Annotated in this window: 17 protein-coding genes; 3 read left to right on the top strand and 14 right to left on the bottom strand. The window is 71.7% G+C overall.

Annotated features, from left to right (window positions below; all coding sequences use genetic code 11):
- Positions 1–117: 117 nt before the first annotated feature.
- From glmM to GQS52_RS15205, 4 genes are all read right to left on the bottom strand, one after another.
- Positions 118–1473 (bottom strand): phosphoglucosamine mutase, encoded by a 1356-nt coding sequence (glmM, locus tag GQS52_RS15220; protein WP_182313956.1) that lies wholly within the window; start codon positions 1471–1473, stop codon positions 118–120.
- A gap of 124 nt (positions 1474–1597) precedes the next feature.
- Entirely contained in the window at positions 1598–2092 is a 495-nt protein-coding gene (gene rpsI / locus GQS52_RS15215) for a 30S ribosomal protein S9 (RefSeq protein WP_182313955.1), read from the bottom strand.
- A gap of 40 nt (positions 2093–2132) precedes the next feature.
- On the bottom strand, positions 2133–2576 hold the full coding sequence (gene rplM / locus GQS52_RS15210; RefSeq protein ID WP_182313954.1) for a 50S ribosomal protein L13: 444 nt from the start codon (positions 2574–2576) through the stop codon (positions 2133–2135).
- Between the two features lie 292 nt (positions 2577–2868).
- Positions 2869–4491 (bottom strand): ATP-binding cassette domain-containing protein, encoded by a 1623-nt coding sequence (locus GQS52_RS15205; protein ID WP_182313953.1) that lies wholly within the window; start codon positions 4489–4491, stop codon positions 2869–2871.
- 87 nt (positions 4492–4578) lie between these two features.
- On the opposite strand from GQS52_RS15205, the gene GQS52_RS15200 reads away from it, so the two are divergent.
- The 3 genes from GQS52_RS15200 to GQS52_RS15190 all read left to right on the top strand — a co-directional run bounded on the left by GQS52_RS15200 (position 4579) and on the right by GQS52_RS15190 (position 8823).
- A complete protein-coding gene (locus tag GQS52_RS15200; RefSeq protein WP_259370786.1) occupies positions 4579–5715 on the top strand; it encodes a hypothetical protein in 1137 nt (378 codons plus the stop codon).
- 109 nt (positions 5716–5824) lie between these two features.
- Positions 5825–6502 (top strand): TetR/AcrR family transcriptional regulator, encoded by a 678-nt coding sequence (locus GQS52_RS15195; protein ID WP_182313952.1) that lies wholly within the window; start codon positions 5825–5827, stop codon positions 6500–6502.
- 254 nt (positions 6503–6756) lie between these two features.
- On the top strand, positions 6757–8823 hold the full coding sequence (locus GQS52_RS15190; RefSeq protein ID WP_182313951.1) for a neutral/alkaline ceramidase: 2067 nt from the start codon (positions 6757–6759) through the stop codon (positions 8821–8823).
- A gap of 69 nt (positions 8824–8892) precedes the next feature.
- On the opposite strand, the gene truA is transcribed toward GQS52_RS15190, so the two are convergent.
- From truA to secY, 10 genes are all read right to left on the bottom strand, one after another.
- Positions 8893–9807, bottom strand: coding sequence for a tRNA pseudouridine(38-40) synthase TruA (truA, locus tag GQS52_RS15185; RefSeq protein WP_182313950.1), 915 nt, complete (start codon positions 9805–9807; stop codon positions 8893–8895).
- Between the two features lie 101 nt (positions 9808–9908).
- A complete protein-coding gene (gene rplQ / locus GQS52_RS15180) occupies positions 9909–10436 on the bottom strand; it encodes a 50S ribosomal protein L17 (protein WP_182313949.1) in 528 nt (175 codons plus the stop codon).
- A gap of 95 nt (positions 10437–10531) precedes the next feature.
- Positions 10532–11554, bottom strand: coding sequence for a DNA-directed RNA polymerase subunit alpha (locus GQS52_RS15175; protein ID WP_182313948.1), 1023 nt, complete (start codon positions 11552–11554; stop codon positions 10532–10534).
- 132 nt (positions 11555–11686) lie between these two features.
- Positions 11687–12091, bottom strand: coding sequence for a 30S ribosomal protein S11 (gene rpsK / locus GQS52_RS15170; protein WP_014144338.1), 405 nt, complete (start codon positions 12089–12091; stop codon positions 11687–11689).
- A gap of 65 nt (positions 12092–12156) precedes the next feature.
- Entirely contained in the window at positions 12157–12537 is a 381-nt protein-coding gene (gene rpsM, locus GQS52_RS15165) for a 30S ribosomal protein S13 (protein ID WP_182313947.1), read from the bottom strand.
- Positions 12538–12728: 191 nt separating this feature from the next.
- Complete coding sequence (rpmJ, locus tag GQS52_RS15160; protein ID WP_003956441.1) at positions 12729–12842, bottom strand: 50S ribosomal protein L36; 114 nt, start codon at positions 12840–12842, stop codon at positions 12729–12731.
- A 59-nt stretch (positions 12843–12901) separates the two neighbouring features.
- A complete protein-coding gene (gene infA / locus GQS52_RS15155) occupies positions 12902–13123 on the bottom strand; it encodes a translation initiation factor IF-1 (RefSeq protein ID WP_003956442.1) in 222 nt (73 codons plus the stop codon).
- A 190-nt stretch (positions 13124–13313) separates the two neighbouring features.
- Positions 13314–14147 (bottom strand): type I methionyl aminopeptidase, encoded by an 834-nt coding sequence (map, locus tag GQS52_RS15150; protein WP_182313946.1) that lies wholly within the window; start codon positions 14145–14147, stop codon positions 13314–13316.
- A 121-nt stretch (positions 14148–14268) separates the two neighbouring features.
- Positions 14269–14925, bottom strand: a complete 657-nt coding sequence (locus GQS52_RS15145; RefSeq protein ID WP_182313945.1) for an adenylate kinase — start codon at positions 14923–14925, stop codon at positions 14269–14271.
- Positions 14925–16238 carry a preprotein translocase subunit SecY gene (gene secY, locus GQS52_RS15140; protein WP_182316465.1) on the bottom strand — a complete coding sequence of 438 codons (1314 nt, stop codon included), beginning with the start codon at positions 16236–16238 and terminating at the stop codon, positions 14925–14927. The genes GQS52_RS15145 and secY overlap by 1 nt, the downstream gene beginning before the upstream one ends.
- Between the last annotated feature and the right edge of the window lie 201 nt (positions 16239–16439).

Below are 16439 nucleotides of genomic sequence, written 5' to 3'. Positions count from 1 at the left end.
ACGGCGGGCCTGCGCCGCCGCGAGGCACAGACGGCGGGGCGGGCGGCAGCACGGGCAGCGGTTTGGCAGCGCAGGCAGCGGTGCGGCGGGCCGGGCGGGCCCGCCGCACCGGCCCGGTCAGCCCAGTTCGGACTTGACCACGTCGGCGAGCCGCTCGGCGACCGAGCGGGCCTGGTCGGCGTCGGCCGCCTCGACCATGACCCGCACCAGCGGCTCGGTGCCGGAGGAGCGCAGCAGCACCCGTCCGGTGGAGCCGAGCTCGCGCTCGGCCTCGGCCACCGCCTCGCCCAGGGCGCGGCAGTCGGCCACCCGGCTCTTGTCGACGTCGCGGACGTTGACGAGTATCTGCGGCAGCCGGGTCATCACCGACGCCAGGTCCTTCAGGGACCGGCCGGTCGCGGCGACCCGGGCGGCCAGCATCAGGCCGGTGAGCGTGCCGTCGCCGGTGGTGGCGTGGTCGAGGATGATCACGTGGCCGGACTGCTCGCCGCCGAGGGCGTAGCCGCCGGCCTTCATCTCCTCCAGCACGTAGCGGTCGCCGACCGCGGTCTGCACCAGGTCGATGCCCTCGCGCTCGAGCGCCAGCCTGAAGCCCAGGTTGGACATGACGGTGGCGACCACGGTGTTCCGGCGCAGCGCGCCGGCCTCGCGCATGCCCAGCGCCAGGACGGCCAGGATCTGGTCGCCGTCGACCTCGTTGCCCTCGGCGTCCACGGCCAGGCAGCGGTCCGCGTCGCCGTCGTGGGCCACGCCCAGGTCGGCGCCGTGCGCGACGACGGCCGCCTTGAGCTGCTCCAGGTGGGTGGACCCTATGCCGTCGTTGATGTTCAGCCCGTCGGGGGACGTGCCGATCGTGACCACCTCGGCGCCGGCCCGGGAGAACGCCTCCGGGGAGACCCGGGCGGCGGCGCCGTGCGCCCCGTCGATCACGACCTTCAGCCCGTCGAGGCGGTTCGGCAGCACCCCGACGAGGTGGGCGACGTACTGGTCGAAGCCCTCGTCGTGCTCTCGGACCCGGCCCACGCCGGCGCCGGTCGGGCGCTCCCACGGCTCGCCGGAGGCGTGGGCGCGGTACATCGCCTCGATGCGGTCCTCGATGTCGTCGGCGAGCTTGTGGCCTCCGCGGGCGATGAACTTGATGCCGTTGTCGGGCATCGGGTTGTGGCTCGCGGAGAGCATCACGCCGAGGTCGGCGCCCAGCGCGCCGGTGAGATACGCCACCGCCGGAGTGGGCAGCACACCGACCCGCAGGACGTCCACCCCGGAACTGGCCAGGCCCGCCACCACGGCGGCCTCGAGGAACTCGCCCGAGGCCCGCGGATCGCGTCCGACCACGGCGACCGGCCGGTGGCCCACGGTGCCCGCGTCGCCGAGTACGTGCGCCGCCGCGACCGAGAGGCCGAGCGCCATCTCGGCGGTCAGGTCGGCGTTGGCGACGCCGCGCACCCCGTCCGTTCCGAAGAGTCGTGCCACTGTGCTTCCTCCGAGGTTGTGCCTGGGAAACCGTGTGAATCCGAGCGGAATCCGTTCCGGAAAGCGAACGCCCCGGGGGCACAGACAGTGCCTCCGGGGCGTACGCGCGTGCAGCAGCAGTAATTTAGCGCTTGCTGTACTGCGGGGCCTTGCGGGCCTTCTTGAGACCGGCCTTCTTGCGCTCGATCTCACGGGCGTCGCGGGTCAGGAAGCCCGCCTTCTTGAGGGCGCCGCGGTTGTTGTCCACGTCGGCCTCGTTCAGGGCGCGGGCCACGCCGAGGCGCAGGGCGCCGGCCTGGCCGGAGACGCCGCCGCCCGCGATGCGGGCGATGACGTCGTAGCGGCCGTCGAGCTCGAGCACCTTGAAGGGCTCGTTGACTTCCTGCTGGTGCACCTTGTTCGGGAAGTAGTCCTCGAGCGTGCGCCCGTTGATCTTCCACTTGCCGGTGCCCGGCACGATGCGGACGCGCGCCACGGAGCGCTTGCGGCGGCCGGTGCCGGCGGCCGGCTGCGGCTCGCCGAAGCGGCCGATCAGCGACTCGGTGGTGTAGCTCTCCTGGCCCTCTTCTTCGTAGGTCTCCTCGACCTCGACGGGGGTCTCAGCGGTGGTCTCGGCCACGATTCTCCTCAGTTCCTTTTCTTCTGGGGTGCGGCCGGGACTACTGCGCGACCTGGGTGATCTCGAACGGGACCGGCTGCTGAGCGGCGTGCGGGTGCTCGGCACCGCGGTACACCTTCAGCTTGGAGAGCATCTGCCGGCCCAGGGTGTTCTTCGGGAGCATCCCCTTGACGGCCTTCTCGATGGCCTTCTCCGGGTTGTTGGCCAGCAGGTCGTCGTAGCGGACGGACCGCAGACCACCCGGGTAGCCCGAGTGGCGGTAGGCCATCTTCTGGGTCCGCTTGTTGCCGGACAGGTGCACCTTGTCGGCGTTGATGACAATGACGAAGTCACCAGTGTCGACGTGGGGCGCGTACACCGGCTTGTGCTTGCCCCGGAGGAGGGACGCGGCCTGGCTGGCCAGGCGGCCCAGGACAACGTCCTGCGCGTCGATGACGTGCCACTGGCGCTGGACGTCGCCGGGCTTGGGGCTGTACGTACGCACGGTCGTAGCCTTCGCTTCTTCAGTGAGTGGGTCCTGACAAGGCCACCCGGACGATCACGACAGCCGAGGCGGCACACGGGGACGCAACCCGTGCCCGCCGCTGGTCATCGGCCCGGTGGACCGGCGTAACGGCCTCTCACGTGAGAACGAGCAAGCCAATACGCATAACGAACCCGCAGGATACCCGCCGCGCGCTCCGGGGGTCAAAACGCCCCGTCGCCGGGGCGGCGGCCACTGCCGCAGCCGCTCCGCCGCCGCCCGCCGCCCGCCGCCCTCCACCCGTGGTCAGCGGTCAGCGGCGCCGCTCGACGCGGCCCTCGTCCCAGACCGGCTCGGGGGTCTCGCGGACCGTGCCGTCCTGCCCGAAGACCAGGAAGCGGTCGAAGGAGCGGGCGAACCAGCGGTCGTGGGTGACGGCGAGCACCGTCCCGTCGAACCGCTCCAGCCCCTCCTGCAGCGCCTCCGCGCTCTCCAGGTCGAGGTTGTCGGTGGGCTCGTCCAGCAGCAGGGCGGTGGCGCCCTCCAGCTCCAGCCGCAGGATCTGGAAGCGGGCCTGCTGGCCGCCCGAGAGCTTCTCGAACGGCTGGTCGCCCTGGCGCTCCAGCTCGTAGCGGCGCAGCACGCTCATCGCCGCGCCGCGGTCCTTGGCGTGCTCGGCCCACAGGATCTCCACCAGCGGCCGGCCGACCAGCTCCGGGTGGGCGTGGGTCTGCGCGAAGTGGCCGGGCACCACCCGGGCGCCCAGCTTCCACCGCCCGGCGTGCGCGACGGAGGGGTCGCCGGCGAGGAGGCGCAGGAAGTGCGACTTGCCGGAGCCGTTGGAGCCGAGCACCGCGACCCGCTCGCCGTAGAAGACCTCCAGGTCGAACGGCTTCATCAGCCCGGTCAGCTCCAGGCCCTCGCAGACCACCGCGCGCATCCCGGTGCGGCCGCCGCGCAGCCGCATGGTGATCTCCTGCTCGCGCGGCGGCTCCGGGGGCGGCCCGGCGTCCTCGAACCGCTTCAGCCGGGTCTGCGCGGCCCGGTAGCGGGAGGCCATGTCGGGGCTGATCGAGGCCTGCTGGCGCAGCGTCAGCACCAGCTTCTTCAGTCGGGCGTGCTCCTCGTCCCAGCGGCGGCGCAGCTCCTCGAAGCGGGCGAACCGCTCCCTGCGCGCCCGGTGGTAGGTGGCGAAGCCCTCGCCGTGCACCCATACGTCGGAGCCGGCCGGGCCCGCCTCGACGCTGACGATCCGCTCCGCCGCGCGGGACAGCAGCTCCCGGTCGTGGGAGACCAGGAGCACGGTCTTGCGGGTGGCCCGCAGCTGCTCCTCCAGCCAGCGCTTGCCGGGCACGTCCAGGTAGTTGTCCGGCTCGTCCAGCAGCAGGACCTCGTCCGGGCCGCGCAGCAGCGCCTCGAGCACCAGCCGCTTCTGCTCGCCGCCGGAGAGCGTGGTCAGGTCGCGCCACTGCGCGCGTTCGAAGGGGACGCCCAGGGCCGCGGTGGTGCACTTGTCCCACAGGGTCTCGGCCTCGTAGCCGCCGGCCTCCGCCCAGTCGGACAGGGCCTGCGCGTAGGCGAGCTGGGCCGGCTCGTCGTCGGAGGCCATCATCATCAGCTCGGCCTCGTCGACGGCCTTCGCCGCCTCGCGAACGCGCGGCGGGGCGACCGAGACCAGCAGGTCGCGCACCGACGCCTCGCCCCGCACCGTCCCGACCAGCTGCGACATCACGCCGAGCCCGCCGCCGACGGTCACCGAGCCGGCGTCCGGCGCCAGCTCGCCCGCGACCAGGCGCATCAGCGTCGACTTGCCCGCGCCGTTGGCGCCCACCAGGGCCGCTACCGCGCCCTCGCCCACCCGGAAGGAGACGTCGGCGAGCAGCATCCGCCCGTCCGGCAGGCAGTAATCCAGATGCGCGACCTCGACATGTCCCATGCCGCGGAATTCTCCCCCCTCCCCGGACCTGCGCCCAACCGGTTTTCCCCGTCCCGCAACCCCCTTCCCTCCCATAGGATTCGGCCCATGAACGACGGTCCGCAGCAGCCCCACGCCCCCGGGTCCGGCCAGGGGCAGTGGCAGGGTCAGGGTCAGTGGCACGGGCAGGCGCAGGGCCAGGGGCCCGCGTGGAGCCCCGACGGGACCGTGCCCGCGCAGGGCCCGGCGCAGAACCCCGGGCAGGGCGGCGGCCACGAGCGTCCCGTGCTGCACGGCCAGGTCATCCCGTCGGCGCGTCAGGACCCCTCCCAGCAGCCCTTCGTGCCGCAGCAGCCGGTCTCCCCCGACCCCAGCTGGGCGCCGCCGCAGGCACCGCAGCCGCAGCCGCAGCAGTCGCAGCAGCCGGACCTGCCCGGGACCGGTGCCGGGGCCGGCGAGCCGGACTGGTCCGCGCTGGCGGAGGAGAACGAGGCGGGCGCCCGCAAGCGCCGCACGCTGCTGATGGTCTGCGGCGGCGTCCTGGCGGCGGGCGCGATCGCCGGCATCGTCGCCACCGCCGTGGTGGCCTCCAAGACCGACGGGAAGCCGAAGGCGAAGCCGTCGGCCTCCGCCCCCGCCGACCTCCCCGGCGCGTCCCTGCCGCCCGATCCCGAGTTCCCCACGGTGACCCCGCCGCCCCCGGCCGACCCGCTGGAGTTCATCTCCAGCGCCGCGAAGGACACCGCCCCCCTCACCCCCGAGACCCTCTTCCCGGGCAGGAAGCTCACCCTGGGCGACCGGCCCTACGCCAAGGGCGCCACGAGCAGCACCGGCAGCTGCGCCTCCGCGGCCTCCGGGACGCTCGGCGCGGTCCTGGCGAACAACGGCTGCAAGCAGGTGCTGCGCGCCACCTACACCGCGAACGGCACCGCGGTGACGATCGGCGTCGCCGTCTTCGACAGCGCGGCGGACGCGCAGAAGGTGAAGGCGCAGGCCAAGGGCAACATCCAGTCGCTGCCCGGGGGCGGCGTCCCCACCTTCTGCCGCGCCGTCGCCTGCCGGCTGACCACCAACGCGGTCGGCCGCTACGCCTACTTCACGGTCTCCGGCTACACCGACGGCCAGGCGGTCCCGGCCTCCGACACCAGGGCCAGGCAGACCGCCGCCGACATCAACACCTTCACCTTCAACCGCATCGTCCAGCGCGGCCGGGACGCCGCCGCGGCCGACGCCGGCACGGGCTGAGCGGGCCGGGAGCGGAAAGCTGAGCGGGCCGGGAGCGGGAAACCCGAAAAGGCCTTTCGGGCCACCGCTGCGGAGCGCCTCCGCAGGAACCGCGCACGAGGACGGGCGATTGAACGCACCACACCCCCGGGAGGCCGGGCCCGGGCGGGCCGGGCGGCCGGACGGGGACCGGCTCCCGCTCCCGCTGCGGCGCACCCCGCAGCAGCGGCGCAGCGTCGAGCGGGTGGAGCGGATCCTGGACGCGGCGGTGGACCTGCTCGTCGAGGAGGGCTACCAGGCGGCCACGACCACGCGCATCGCCGGACGGGCCGGGGTCGGCCTGGCCACCCTGTACAGCTTCTTCGCCGACCGCCGCGCCGTCTACCGGGCCGCGTCGGTGCGCAACCTGGACGCCTTCCTGGACCGGCTGGACCGGCTGCTGTCCGGCGCCCGGTTCGACCACTGGTGGGAGGCGGCCGCGGCCGGCTTCGACGAGTACGTGCGGATGTCCCGGGCCGAACCCGGCTTCCGCGCCCTGCGCTTCGGCGACGTGGCCGACGACCGGCTGCTCGCCGGCGGGCGCCGCAACGACGAGGTCGTCGTCGAGCGCATCGTCCACCTGGTCGTCCGGCACTTCGGCGCGGAACCCGACGAGCGGATGCGCACCTCCCTGCTGGTGGCGGTGGCCGCGGTGGACGCCCTGGTCAGGCTGGCGTTCGAGCTCGACCCCGAGCGGGGGGACCCGGCCGTGCTGGCGGAGGCGCGACAGGTGGCCCAGGGCATCCTCGCGCGCGGCGCGGGGGCCTGAAGCACGGAGGACCCGGCGCGGGGACCTGGGCACGGCGGGTCCGAACACGGCGGACCCGGCACGGGGGCCGGGCCCGGGCCGGTCCTGCCGCCCGACTCCTTTGCCGCGCAGCGCTCCTGATCCGAAATCACTTTTCGGTTTCCGGTGTCGGGACCATTGACCCTGCCGCGGGCCCCGCCCCATGCTGGGGCGGCCGACGCGGCCCTCCCCGCGCCGGCCGCCACCTCCCGCCCTCGACGCGCCTGGGGCTGCTCATGCTGCGCACGACCGGATCCACGAAGCGCCGCGCCCGGCGCGCGGGCAGGACGGCCCTGCTGGCCTGCCTCCTCCTCCCCCTCCTCCCCCTGGGCCCGGCCCGGGCCCAGACCCCGGCCGACGGCGCCCCCGCCGCGGGCGGCGGCTACCTGGTGGGCACCGGGATCGCCGACATCACCGGCGAGGCCGCCGAGATCGGCATGATGGGCTATGCCCGCCTGGAGCAGAAGACCTCCGGGATCCACTCCCGCCAGTGGGCCCGGGCCTTCGCCGTGGCCCAGCCCGGTGGCGGCCGGGCGGTGTTCGTCAACACCGACCTCGGCATGGTCATGCAGGGCGTCCACCAGGAGGTCATGGACCGGCTCGCCGCCCGGTTCGGCTCCCGCTACGACGCGTCCAACGTCATCCTGTCGGCCACCCACACCCACGCGGGGCCGGGCGGCTTCTCCCACCACCTGCTGTACAACCTCACGGTCCTCGGCCACCAGGAGAAGACCTTCGAGGCGATCGTCTCCGGCATCGTCGACGCCGTCGCCGAGGCCGACGCCGACCTCGCGCCCGGCACGGTGAAGATCGCCACCGGGGAGCTGACCGGGGCCAGCGTCAACCGCTCGCCGGAGGCGTTCCGGCGCAACCCCGCCGAGGAGCAGGCCCGCTTCCCCGGCGCGGTCGACCCGGCCATGACCGTGCTGCGCTTCGAGCAGGGCGACCGGCCCGTCGGCATGGTCAGCTGGTTCGCCAGCCACGCCACCTCGATGAACCCGGAGAACACCCTGATCAGCCCGGACAACAAGGGCTACGCGCAGTACCGCACCGAGCACGACCTGCACGGCGTCGAGTGGAAGGACCGGGGCGACTTCGTCGCCGCCTTCGCCCAGACCAACGCCGGCGACATGTCGCCGAACCTGCGCGACGGCGGCGCCCACGGCCCCACCGACGACGAGTTCCGGAACACCGAGATCATCGGCGGCCTCCAGGCCGACAAGGCCCGCGAGCTCTTCGAGGGCGCCACCGAGGTGCTCACCGGGCCCATCGACGCCCGGCAGCGCTACGTCGACTTCTCCGGCGTCGAGGTCTCCGGCCGGTACACCCCCGACGGGGCCGTGCACCGCACCTGCCCCGCCGCCCTCGGCCAGGGCTTCACCGCGGGCGCCGAGGACGGCCCCGGACCGGACATCGTGGACGAGGGCGAACTGGAGGCCAACCCCCTGCTCCTGGTGGCCGGGGCCGTGGTCACGCCCGTACCCGCCGAGGTCCGCCGCTGCCAGGCGCCCAAGCCCGTCTTCCTGGCCACCGGCAGCCAGCAGCCGGCCTGGTCCCCGCAGGTCCTGCCGCTGCAGGTCGTGCGGATCGGCTCCCTCGCCCTCACCGCCGTCCCGGCCGAGTTCACCGCGGCCTCCGGCCACCGGGTCCTGGACACCGTCGCCGGCGAACTCGGCGGCCTCGCCCGCCACCACGTCCTCGCCGGCTACTCCAACGCCTACTCCGGCTACGTCACCACTCCCGAGGAGTACGACGCCCAGCACTACGAGGGCGCCTCCACCCACTTCGGCCGCCACACCCTCCCCGCCTACCAGCAGGAGCTCGGCCGCCTGGCCGCCGCACTGCGGGAGGGCGCCCCGACGCCCAGCGCCGTGCAGCCGCCCCGGCTCGGCGGGCGGCAGTTCACCGTGCAGCCCGGCGTCGTCCTGGACGCGCCCCCGGTGGGCAAGGAGTTCGGCGACCTCAAGACCCAGCCCGCCGGGTCCTACGCGCGCGGCGAGCGGGCCGAGGCGGTCTTCTACACCGGGCACCCCCGGAACAACCTCCGCACCGAGAACACGTTCCTGGAGGTCCAGCGGTACGCCGGCGGCGCCTGGCGGACCGTGGCCACCGACAACGACTGGTCCACCGTCTACCGCTGGAAGCGCGAGTACGCGGCCGTCTCCACGGCCACCGTCACCTGGACGGTCCCCGAGGACACGGCACCGGGCACCTACCGCATCGTCCACCACGGCGACGCCAAGGACCTGCTCGGCCGCGTCACCGCCTTCACCGGCACCAGCCGGACGTTCACGGTCGGCTGACCGGCGGGACGGCCGACGGGACGGCGGAACGGCTGACCGGCGGGACGGGCCCGGTGCCCGCCCCGCCGGTCAGCCGGCGTCCGTGCCCGGGGCCGGCGCCCTGTCCGGGGCCGGGGCAGCGTCCGGGGCGAGGGGCAGGTCCGGGCGGCAGGGCAGGGTGCGCCGGTTGCGCGCCTCCCTGCTGCGGGCGGCCAGCAGCTCGTCGGCCGGGTAGCCGACCTCCTCCAGGGTCAGGCCGTGCGGGCGCACCACGTTGACCGCGGAGTTCCGCACCCGGCCGGCCAGCACCTCGCCGGGGAACCCCGGCGGCCGCTTGCCGTAGCCCACCAGCAGCATCGCCCCGACCAGGGCGCGGACCATGTTGTGGCAGAAGGCGTCGGCCCGCACGGTGGCCACCGCGACCCCGTCCGCGGTGCGCTCCCAGTACAGGTCCAGCAGGGTGCGGATGGTGGTCGCGCCCTCCCGCTTCTTGCAGTAGGCGGCGAAGTCGTGCTCGCCCAGCAGCTCGGCGGCGGCCAGGTTCATCAGGTCCAGGTCGAGGGGGCGGTCGGCCCACAGCACGTGGGCGCGCAGCAGCGGGTCGACGCCGCCGGGGTGGTCGCAGACCCGGTAGGCGTAGCGGCGCCACACCGCGGAGAAGCGCGCGTCGAAGCCCGCAGGGGCCCGTTCCGCCTTCCACACCCGCACGTCCCGGGGCAGCCGGCCGGCCAGCCGGCGGACCAGCTTCTCCTCCTGGGCCGCCCAGACCTCCTCGGGCAGGTCGAGGTGGGCCACCTGGCCCCGGGCGTGCACGCCGGCGTCCGTGCGGCCGGCGACCGTCAGCTCCACCGGGTCCGGCATCCTCATCACCGTCTGCAGGGCGCTCTCCAGCTCCCCCTGCACCGTGCGGCGCTCGCGCTGCCGCGCCCACCCCGAGAAGTCCGTGCCGTCGTAGGACAGGTCCAGCCGGACCCGCACGAAGCCGGGCTCCACCTCGTCACTCACCGTTGAACCTCTCTCGTCGTACGGCACCGTGCCGCGTCATGCGGAACGGGCCCGCTCCCAGAGGTCTGGGGGCGGGCCCGTCCGTGAGCCGGAATGCCTGCTCAGGCGTCCTTCGACTCCTCGGCCGGGGTCTCCTCGGCCTTGGCGTCCTCGGCCGGGGTCTCCTCGGCCTTCGTCTCCTCCGCGGTCTCCTCGGCCTTGGCGGCCTCGGCGTCCTTGGCGGAGCGCTTGGTGGCGGCCTCGGCCTCGCCGACAGCGGTCTGCTGCACGGTCAGGGCCTCGACCAGCTCGATGACCGCCATCGGGGCGTTGTCGCCACGACGGTTGCCGATCTTGGTGATGCGGGTGTAACCGCCGGGGCGGTTCTCGTACCGCGGGGCGATCTCCGTGAAGAGCGTGTGGACGATGCTCTTGTCGGTGATCGTCTGCAGCACCTGGCGACGGTTGTGGATGTCGCCCTTCTTCGCCTTGGTGATCAGCCGCTCCGCGACCGGGCGCAGACGGCGCGCCTTGGCCTCGGTGGTGGTGATCCGGCCGTGCTCGAACAGCGACCTGGCGAGGTTCGCCAGCATGTGCCGCTCGTGCGCGGCGCTGCCGCCCAGACGGGCGCCCTTGGTGGGCTTCGGCATGGTGTTTCTCCTCCGTGTCTGCACCGGCCGTGTCAGGTACCGGTGTCAGTCCGGCAGGGCGGGCGCCCTGCCGGAGATGGTGCGAGCCTGCCGGCTCAGTACTGCTCGGTCTCCACGAAGCCGGAGTCGGAGTCGTCGTCGGCGCCGAAGGCGTCGGCGGCGGCGGTCGGGTCGAATCCGGGCGGGCTGTCCTTGAGGGCCAGGCCCATGCCGGCCAGCTTCGCCTTGACCTCGTCGATCGACTTCGCACCGAAGTTGCGGATGTCGAGCAGGTCGGCCTCGGAGCGCGCCACGAGCTCGCCCACGGAGTGGATGCCCTCGCGCTTGAGGCAGTTGTAGGAGCGGACGGTGAGCTCGAGCTCCTCGATCGGCAGCGCGAGGTCGGCGGCCAGGGCGGCGTCCGTCGGGGACGGGCCCATGTCGATGCCCTCGGCGTCGATGTTGAGCTCGCGCGCCAGACCGAACAGCTCGACCAGGGTCTTGCCCGCGGACGCCATGGCGTCGCGGGGCCGCATGGCCTGCTTGGTCTCGACGTCCACGATCAGCTTGTCGAAGTCCGTGCGCTGCTCGACACGGGTCGCCTCGACCTTGTAGGTGACCTTGAGCACCGGGCTGTAGATGGAGTCGACCGGGATGCGGCCGATCTCCTGGCCCTGCTGCTTGTTCTGGACGGCGGAGACGTAGCCGCGACCGCGCTCGACGGTCAGCTCCATCTCCAGCTTGCCCTTGGCGTTCAGCGTGGCGAGCACGAGGTCGGGGTTGTGCACCTCGACACCGGCCGGCGGGGCGATGTCGGCGGCGGTGACCACACCCGGGCCCTGCTTGCGCAGGTACATCACGACCGGCTCGTCGTGCTCCGAGGAGACGACCAGCTGCTTGATGTTGAGGATGAGGTCGGTGACGTCCTCCTTGACGCCCGGCACGGTGGTGAACTCGTGCAGGACGCCGTCGATCCGGATGCTGGTGACGGCGGCACCGGGGATCGAGGACAGCAGGGTGCGGCGCAGGGAGTTGCCGAGGGTGTAGCCGAAGCCCGGCTCCAGCGGCTCGATGACGAACCGCGAGCGGTATTCGTCGACGACCTCTTCGGTCAGCGACGGACGCTGAGCGATCAGCATGGTGTTCCTCCAGGTTCTTCGACGCCCGCTATTTGACGCCGAGGATTCAAGGGTACGGGCGGCCCGGGCCTCGCGGCACGGACCGCCCGTGACGGTCCCCGCCCGTACTAACGGGGGCGGGGTCCGGGTGGATCAGACGCGGCGGCGCTTCGGCGGACGGCAGCCGTTGTGCGGCGTCGGGGTGACGTCCTGGATCGAGCCGACCTCGAGGCCGGTGGCCTGGAGGGAGCGGATCGCGGTCTCGCGGCCGGAGCCGGGGCCCTTGACGAAGACGTCGACCTTGCGCATGCCGTGCTCCTGCGCGCGGCGGGCGGCCGACTCGGCGGCCATCTGCGCGGCGAACGGCGTGGACTTGCGCGAGCCCTTGAAGCCCACGTGTCCGGCCGAGGCCCAGGAGATCACGTTGCCCGTGGGGTCGGTGATCGAGACGATGGTGTTGTTGAACGTGCTCTTGATGTGGGCGTGCCCGTGAGCGACGTTCTTCTTCTCCTTGCGGCGCACCTTCTTGGCGCCGGCCTGACGGCCCTTCGGAGGCATATGTGAAAACTCCCGTGGAGGTGGTCGGTCCTGCAACTCGGACCGCTAGCAGCGTCCGGTGAGGACTACTTCTTGCCCGGCTTCTTCTTGCCGGCGATGGCGCGACGCGGACCCTTGCGGGTGCGGGCGTTGGTGTGGGTGCGCTGGCCGCGGACCGGCAGGCCGCGACGGTGCCGCAGACCCGCGTAGCAGCCGATCTCCACCTTGCGGCGGATGTCGGCCTGGACCTCGCGACGGAGGTCACCCTCGGTCTTGTAGTTGGCGCTGACCCACTCGCGGATCTTGACGAGGTCTTCCTCGGCAAGGTCGCGGACGCGGGTGTCGGGGTTCACACCGGTGTTCTTCAGGGTCTCCTGAGCACGGGTGCGACCGATGCCGAAGACGTAGGTGAGGGCGACCTCGACGCGCTTCTCGCGCGGGAGATCAACGCCTTCGATGCGTGCCATTGACGTGGCTCCTGATGGCTGTACGGAGGTCTTCCGCAGCACCTCCCCCGCAGGGACCGGTGGCCGCGCGGCCGGGTCCCGACGGGTCCCCGGCCTCCGCCGGGGGTGTCGTCCCCCTCAGGGGGACGGGTGACTGCGTATGAACGTGTGGTGCGTCGCGCGGAGAACTGCGGAGTGCAGGTCGGTGTGCGTCAGCCCTGGCGCTGCTTGTGGCGCAGGTTGTCGCAGATGACCATGACCCGGCCGTGGCGGCGGATCACCTTGCACTTGTCGCAGATCTTCTTGACGCTCGGCTTGACCTTCATGGGATGTGAGGTTCTCCGGGTCGTGCCGGCACACCGCCGGGGCGGTGCGACAGCGAGATCTACTTGTAGCGGTAGACGATCCGGCCGCGCGTGAGGTCGTAGGGAGACAGCTCCACCACGACCCGGTCGTCGGGAAGGATGCGGATGTAGTGCATACGCATCTTGCCGCTGATGTGCGCGAGGACCTTGTGACCGTTCTGGAGCTCCACCTTGAACATGGCGTTCGGCAGAGACTCGATCACGGTGCCCTCAATTTCGATGGCACCTTGCTTCTTGGCCACGCTTCGCCTTCCGAATCGGCTACCTGGATCGGTTCGCACACACACGCAGGCATGAGCGCACCGACGCGTCAGTCTACGTCAGCCCGTCCGAAAAAACGAATCCGGGAGGTTATGCCCAAGAGGGAAGATCGTCATGCGTGCGGCCCCGCGGCCCCGCGGAGCCGGTCGCGCGGGGCCGTCGTGGAGTGGATCACGCCAGGGGGTCGGGGGCGGCCTGCACCCCGTACTCGGCGAGCTTCGCCCGGCCGCCGTCGAAGGCGGTCAGCACCAGGGGGCCCTCCTCGGTCAGCGCGACCGAGTGCTCCCAGTGGCTGGCCCAGGTGCCGTCGTCGGTCTTGACCGTCCAGTCGTCCTCGAGGACGTGGGTGCGGGGGGTGCCCAGGCTGAGCATGGGCTCGATGGCGATGCAGAAGCCGGGCACCAGCTTCGGGCCGCGGCCGCGCCGGCGGTCCACGTAGTTCAGCAGGTGCGGGTCCATGTGCATCGCGCTGCCGATGCCGTGGCCCCCGTAGTCCTCGACGATGCCGTAGCGGCCGTTCGCCGGCCGGGGCTGGCGGCGGACGTAGCCCTCGATCGCCTTGCTGATGTCGACCAGCCGGTTGCCCTTGCGGACCGCGGCGATGCCGGCCCACATGGACTCCTCGGTGACCCGGCTCAGGTCGTGCAGCTCCTGCGGGTGGCCCTCGCCCACGAAGACGGTGATCGCGGAGTCGCCGTGCCAGCCGTCGACGATCGCCCCGCAGTCGATGGAGACGATGTCGCCGTCCCGCAGCTCCTGACCGCCGGGGATGCCGTGCACCACCACGTCGTTCACCGAGGTGCAGATCGTCGCGGGGAAGCCGCCGTAGCCGAGGAAGTTGGACTTCGCCCCGTGCTCGCGGATCACCCGCGCCGCGATCTCGTCCAGGTCCTTGGTGGTGACCCCGGGCTCGACCGCCTCGCGGCAGGCCTGGAGCGCCCGCGCCACCACGAGGCCGGCCTCGCGCATCCTGGCGATCTGTTCGGGGGTCTTGATCTCCACCATCGTTCTTCCCAATCTCTTGCGGCCCGGCCTCAACCGTAACGGTCCGGGCCCCCCGCACGTGACGGCCGCGGCGCTCTCGCTGAGCGCCGCGGCCGTCACTGCTTGCTTCGCGTGTCCGCCGTCAGGCCTTCTTGGACCTCAGTGCGTCCATCGCCCGCGCGGTCACCTCGTCGACCTTCCCCAGGGCGGGGACGGTCACCAGGAGGCCCTGCTTCTCGTAGTAGCCCACCAGCGGCTCGGTGAGGTTGTGGTAGACCTCCAGCCGCTTGCGGACGGTGTCCTCGCTGTCGTCCTCGCGCTGGTACAGCTCGCCGCCGCACACGTCGCACACGTCCTCGACCTTGGAGGGGGTGTAGACGACGTGGAAGGTGTGGCTGCTGTCCTTGCGGCAGGTGCGCCGGCCGGCGATCCGCTTGACGACTTCGTCCTCCGGGACCTCCAGGTCCAGGACGGCGTCCAGGCCGCCGCCGAGCTCGGTGAGCATGGCGTCCAGAACCTGTGCCTGCGCGATGTTGCGCGGGAAGCCGTCCAGGAGGAAGCCCTCCTGCGCGTCGGGGCGGGCCAGGCGGTCCTTGACCATCCCGATGGTGACCTCGTCGGGGACCAGGTCGCCCGCCTTGATGTACTTCTGCGCCTCCAGGCCGAGGGGGGTGCCCTGGCTGATGTTCGCGCGGAAGAGGTCGCCTGTGGAGATGTGCGGGATCGACAGGTTCTTGGCGAGGAACTGGGCCTGGGTGCCCTTTCCTGCTCCAGGAGGTCCGACGAGGACAATTCGCATCAGCGGAGGAACCCTTCGTAGTTGCGCTGCTGGAGCTGACTCTCGATCTGCTTCACGGTCTCCAGGCCGACACCCACGATGATGAGGATGCTGGTCCCACCGAACGGGAAGTTCTGGTCCGCGTTGAACAGCACCAGCGCCACCGTGGGCACGAGCGCAATCAGTCCCAGGTACAGCGACCCCGGCCAGGTGATTCGGTTGAGCACGTAGCTGAGGTACTCCGCAGTGGGGCGACCCGCCCGGATGCCCGGGATGAAACCACCATACTTCTTCATGTTGTCCGCGACTTCCTCGGGGTTGAACGAGATCGCCACGTAGAAGAAGGCGAAGAAAACGATCAACAGGAAGTACGTAATGATGTAAATCGGGCTGCTGGGCTGTACCAAATTAGCCTGAATCCACTGCGCCCATCCGGACTCCTGGGACCCGCTGAACTGGATGATCAAGGCCGGGATGTAGAGCAGCGAAGAAGCGAAGATGACGGGAATCACACCCGCCTGATTCACCTTGAGCGGGATGTACGTGGACGTACCGCCGTAGGAACGGCGTCCGACCATCCTCTTCGCGTACTGGACGGGAACCCGGCGCTGGGCCTGCTCCACGAAGACCACCAGGCCCACCATGGCGAGGCCCACGACGATCACGGTGCCGAAGTCGAACCAGCCGTCCATGATCTTGCCCTGCTGCTTGATGGCCCACAGGGCGCCGGGGAAGCCGGCCGCGATGGACAGGAACATCAGGATCGACATGCCGTTGCCGATGCCGCGGTCGGTGATCAGCTCGCCCAGCCACATCAGGCAGGCGGCGCCGGCGGTCATGGTGACGACCATGACCATGGTGGTGAAGATCGACTGGTCGGGCACGATCATCGACGCCTGCGCGCACCCCGGGAAGAGGGTGCCGCTGCGGGCGGTGGCCACCAGGCCGGTGGCCTGGAGCACGGCGAGCGCGACCGTCAGGTAGCGGGTGTACTGGGTGATCTTCGCGGTGCCGGCCTGGCCCTCCTTCTTGAGGGCCTCCAGCCGCGGGATCACCACCGTCAGCAGCTGGAGGATGATGCTGGCCGTGATGTAGGGCATGATGCCCAGGGCGAAGATCGTCAGCTGGAGCAGGGCTCCGCCGCTGAAGAGGTTCACCAGGCCGAAGAGGCCGGAGGTGTTGGCTGCTTCCACGCACGCGTTGACGGCGCTCCAGCTGACTCCGGGCACGGGGATGTGCGCTCCCAGCCGGAACAGCACCATGATGCCCAGCGTGAACAGCAGCTTCTTGCGCAGGTCGGGCGTTTTGAACGCCCGGGCGAACGCGGTGAGCACGGTGCCTCCTGCGCCCCCCACAGCGCGCGGGAGGGCTGGTCGTGTGACAAAGGCCCTCAGTAGGCCGGACGAATAAAGGACTCCGCTCGTCCGCCGCCGCGCACAGGACGCGCCAGCGTACAAGTGGACTCCACGGACTCTAACAGTGCCTGCCCACCGGTAAGAAGCTTCTGAGTGCTCCACCGGGGTCAAGGAGCGTTC

The sequence above is a fragment of the Streptomyces sp. SCUT-3 genome (assembly GCF_014083985.1).
Lineage (GTDB): Bacteria > Actinomycetota > Actinomycetes > Streptomycetales > Streptomycetaceae > Streptomyces_H > Streptomyces_H thermolineatus.
This window is presented reverse-complemented; position numbering and strand designations above follow the sequence as displayed.

What these genes read in the sequence shown, in the direction of transcription:
- GQS52_RS15205 (WP_182313953.1), bottom strand. Translation starts at nt 4,491, where the DNA reads ATGGGACATGTCGAGGTCGCGCATCTGGATTACTGCCTGCCGGACGGG.
- GQS52_RS15200 (WP_259370786.1), top strand. Translation starts at nt 4,579, where the DNA reads ATGAACGACGGTCCGCAGCAGCCCCACGCCCCCGGGTCCGGCCAGGGG.
- GQS52_RS15190 (WP_182313951.1), top strand. Translation starts at nt 6,757, where the DNA reads ATGCTGCGCACGACCGGATCCACGAAGCGCCGCGCCCGGCGCGCGGGC.
- rplQ (WP_182313949.1), bottom strand. Translation starts at nt 10,436, where the DNA reads ATGCCGAAGCCCACCAAGGGCGCCCGTCTGGGCGGCAGCGCCGCGCAC.
- GQS52_RS15175 (WP_182313948.1), bottom strand. Translation starts at nt 11,554, where the DNA reads ATGCTGATCGCTCAGCGTCCGTCGCTGACCGAAGAGGTCGTCGACGAA.
- rpsK (WP_014144338.1), bottom strand. Translation starts at nt 12,091, where the DNA reads ATGCCTCCGAAGGGCCGTCAGGCCGGCGCCAAGAAGGTGCGCCGCAAG.
- rpsM (WP_182313947.1), bottom strand. Translation starts at nt 12,537, where the DNA reads ATGGCACGCATCGAAGGCGTTGATCTCCCGCGCGAGAAGCGCGTCGAG.
- rpmJ (WP_003956441.1), bottom strand. Translation starts at nt 12,842, where the DNA reads ATGAAGGTCAAGCCGAGCGTCAAGAAGATCTGCGACAAGTGCAAGGTG.
- map (WP_182313946.1), bottom strand. Translation starts at nt 14,147, where the DNA reads ATGGTGGAGATCAAGACCCCCGAACAGATCGCCAGGATGCGCGAGGCC.
- GQS52_RS15145 (WP_182313945.1), bottom strand. Translation starts at nt 14,925, where the DNA reads ATGCGAATTGTCCTCGTCGGACCTCCTGGAGCAGGAAAGGGCACCCAG.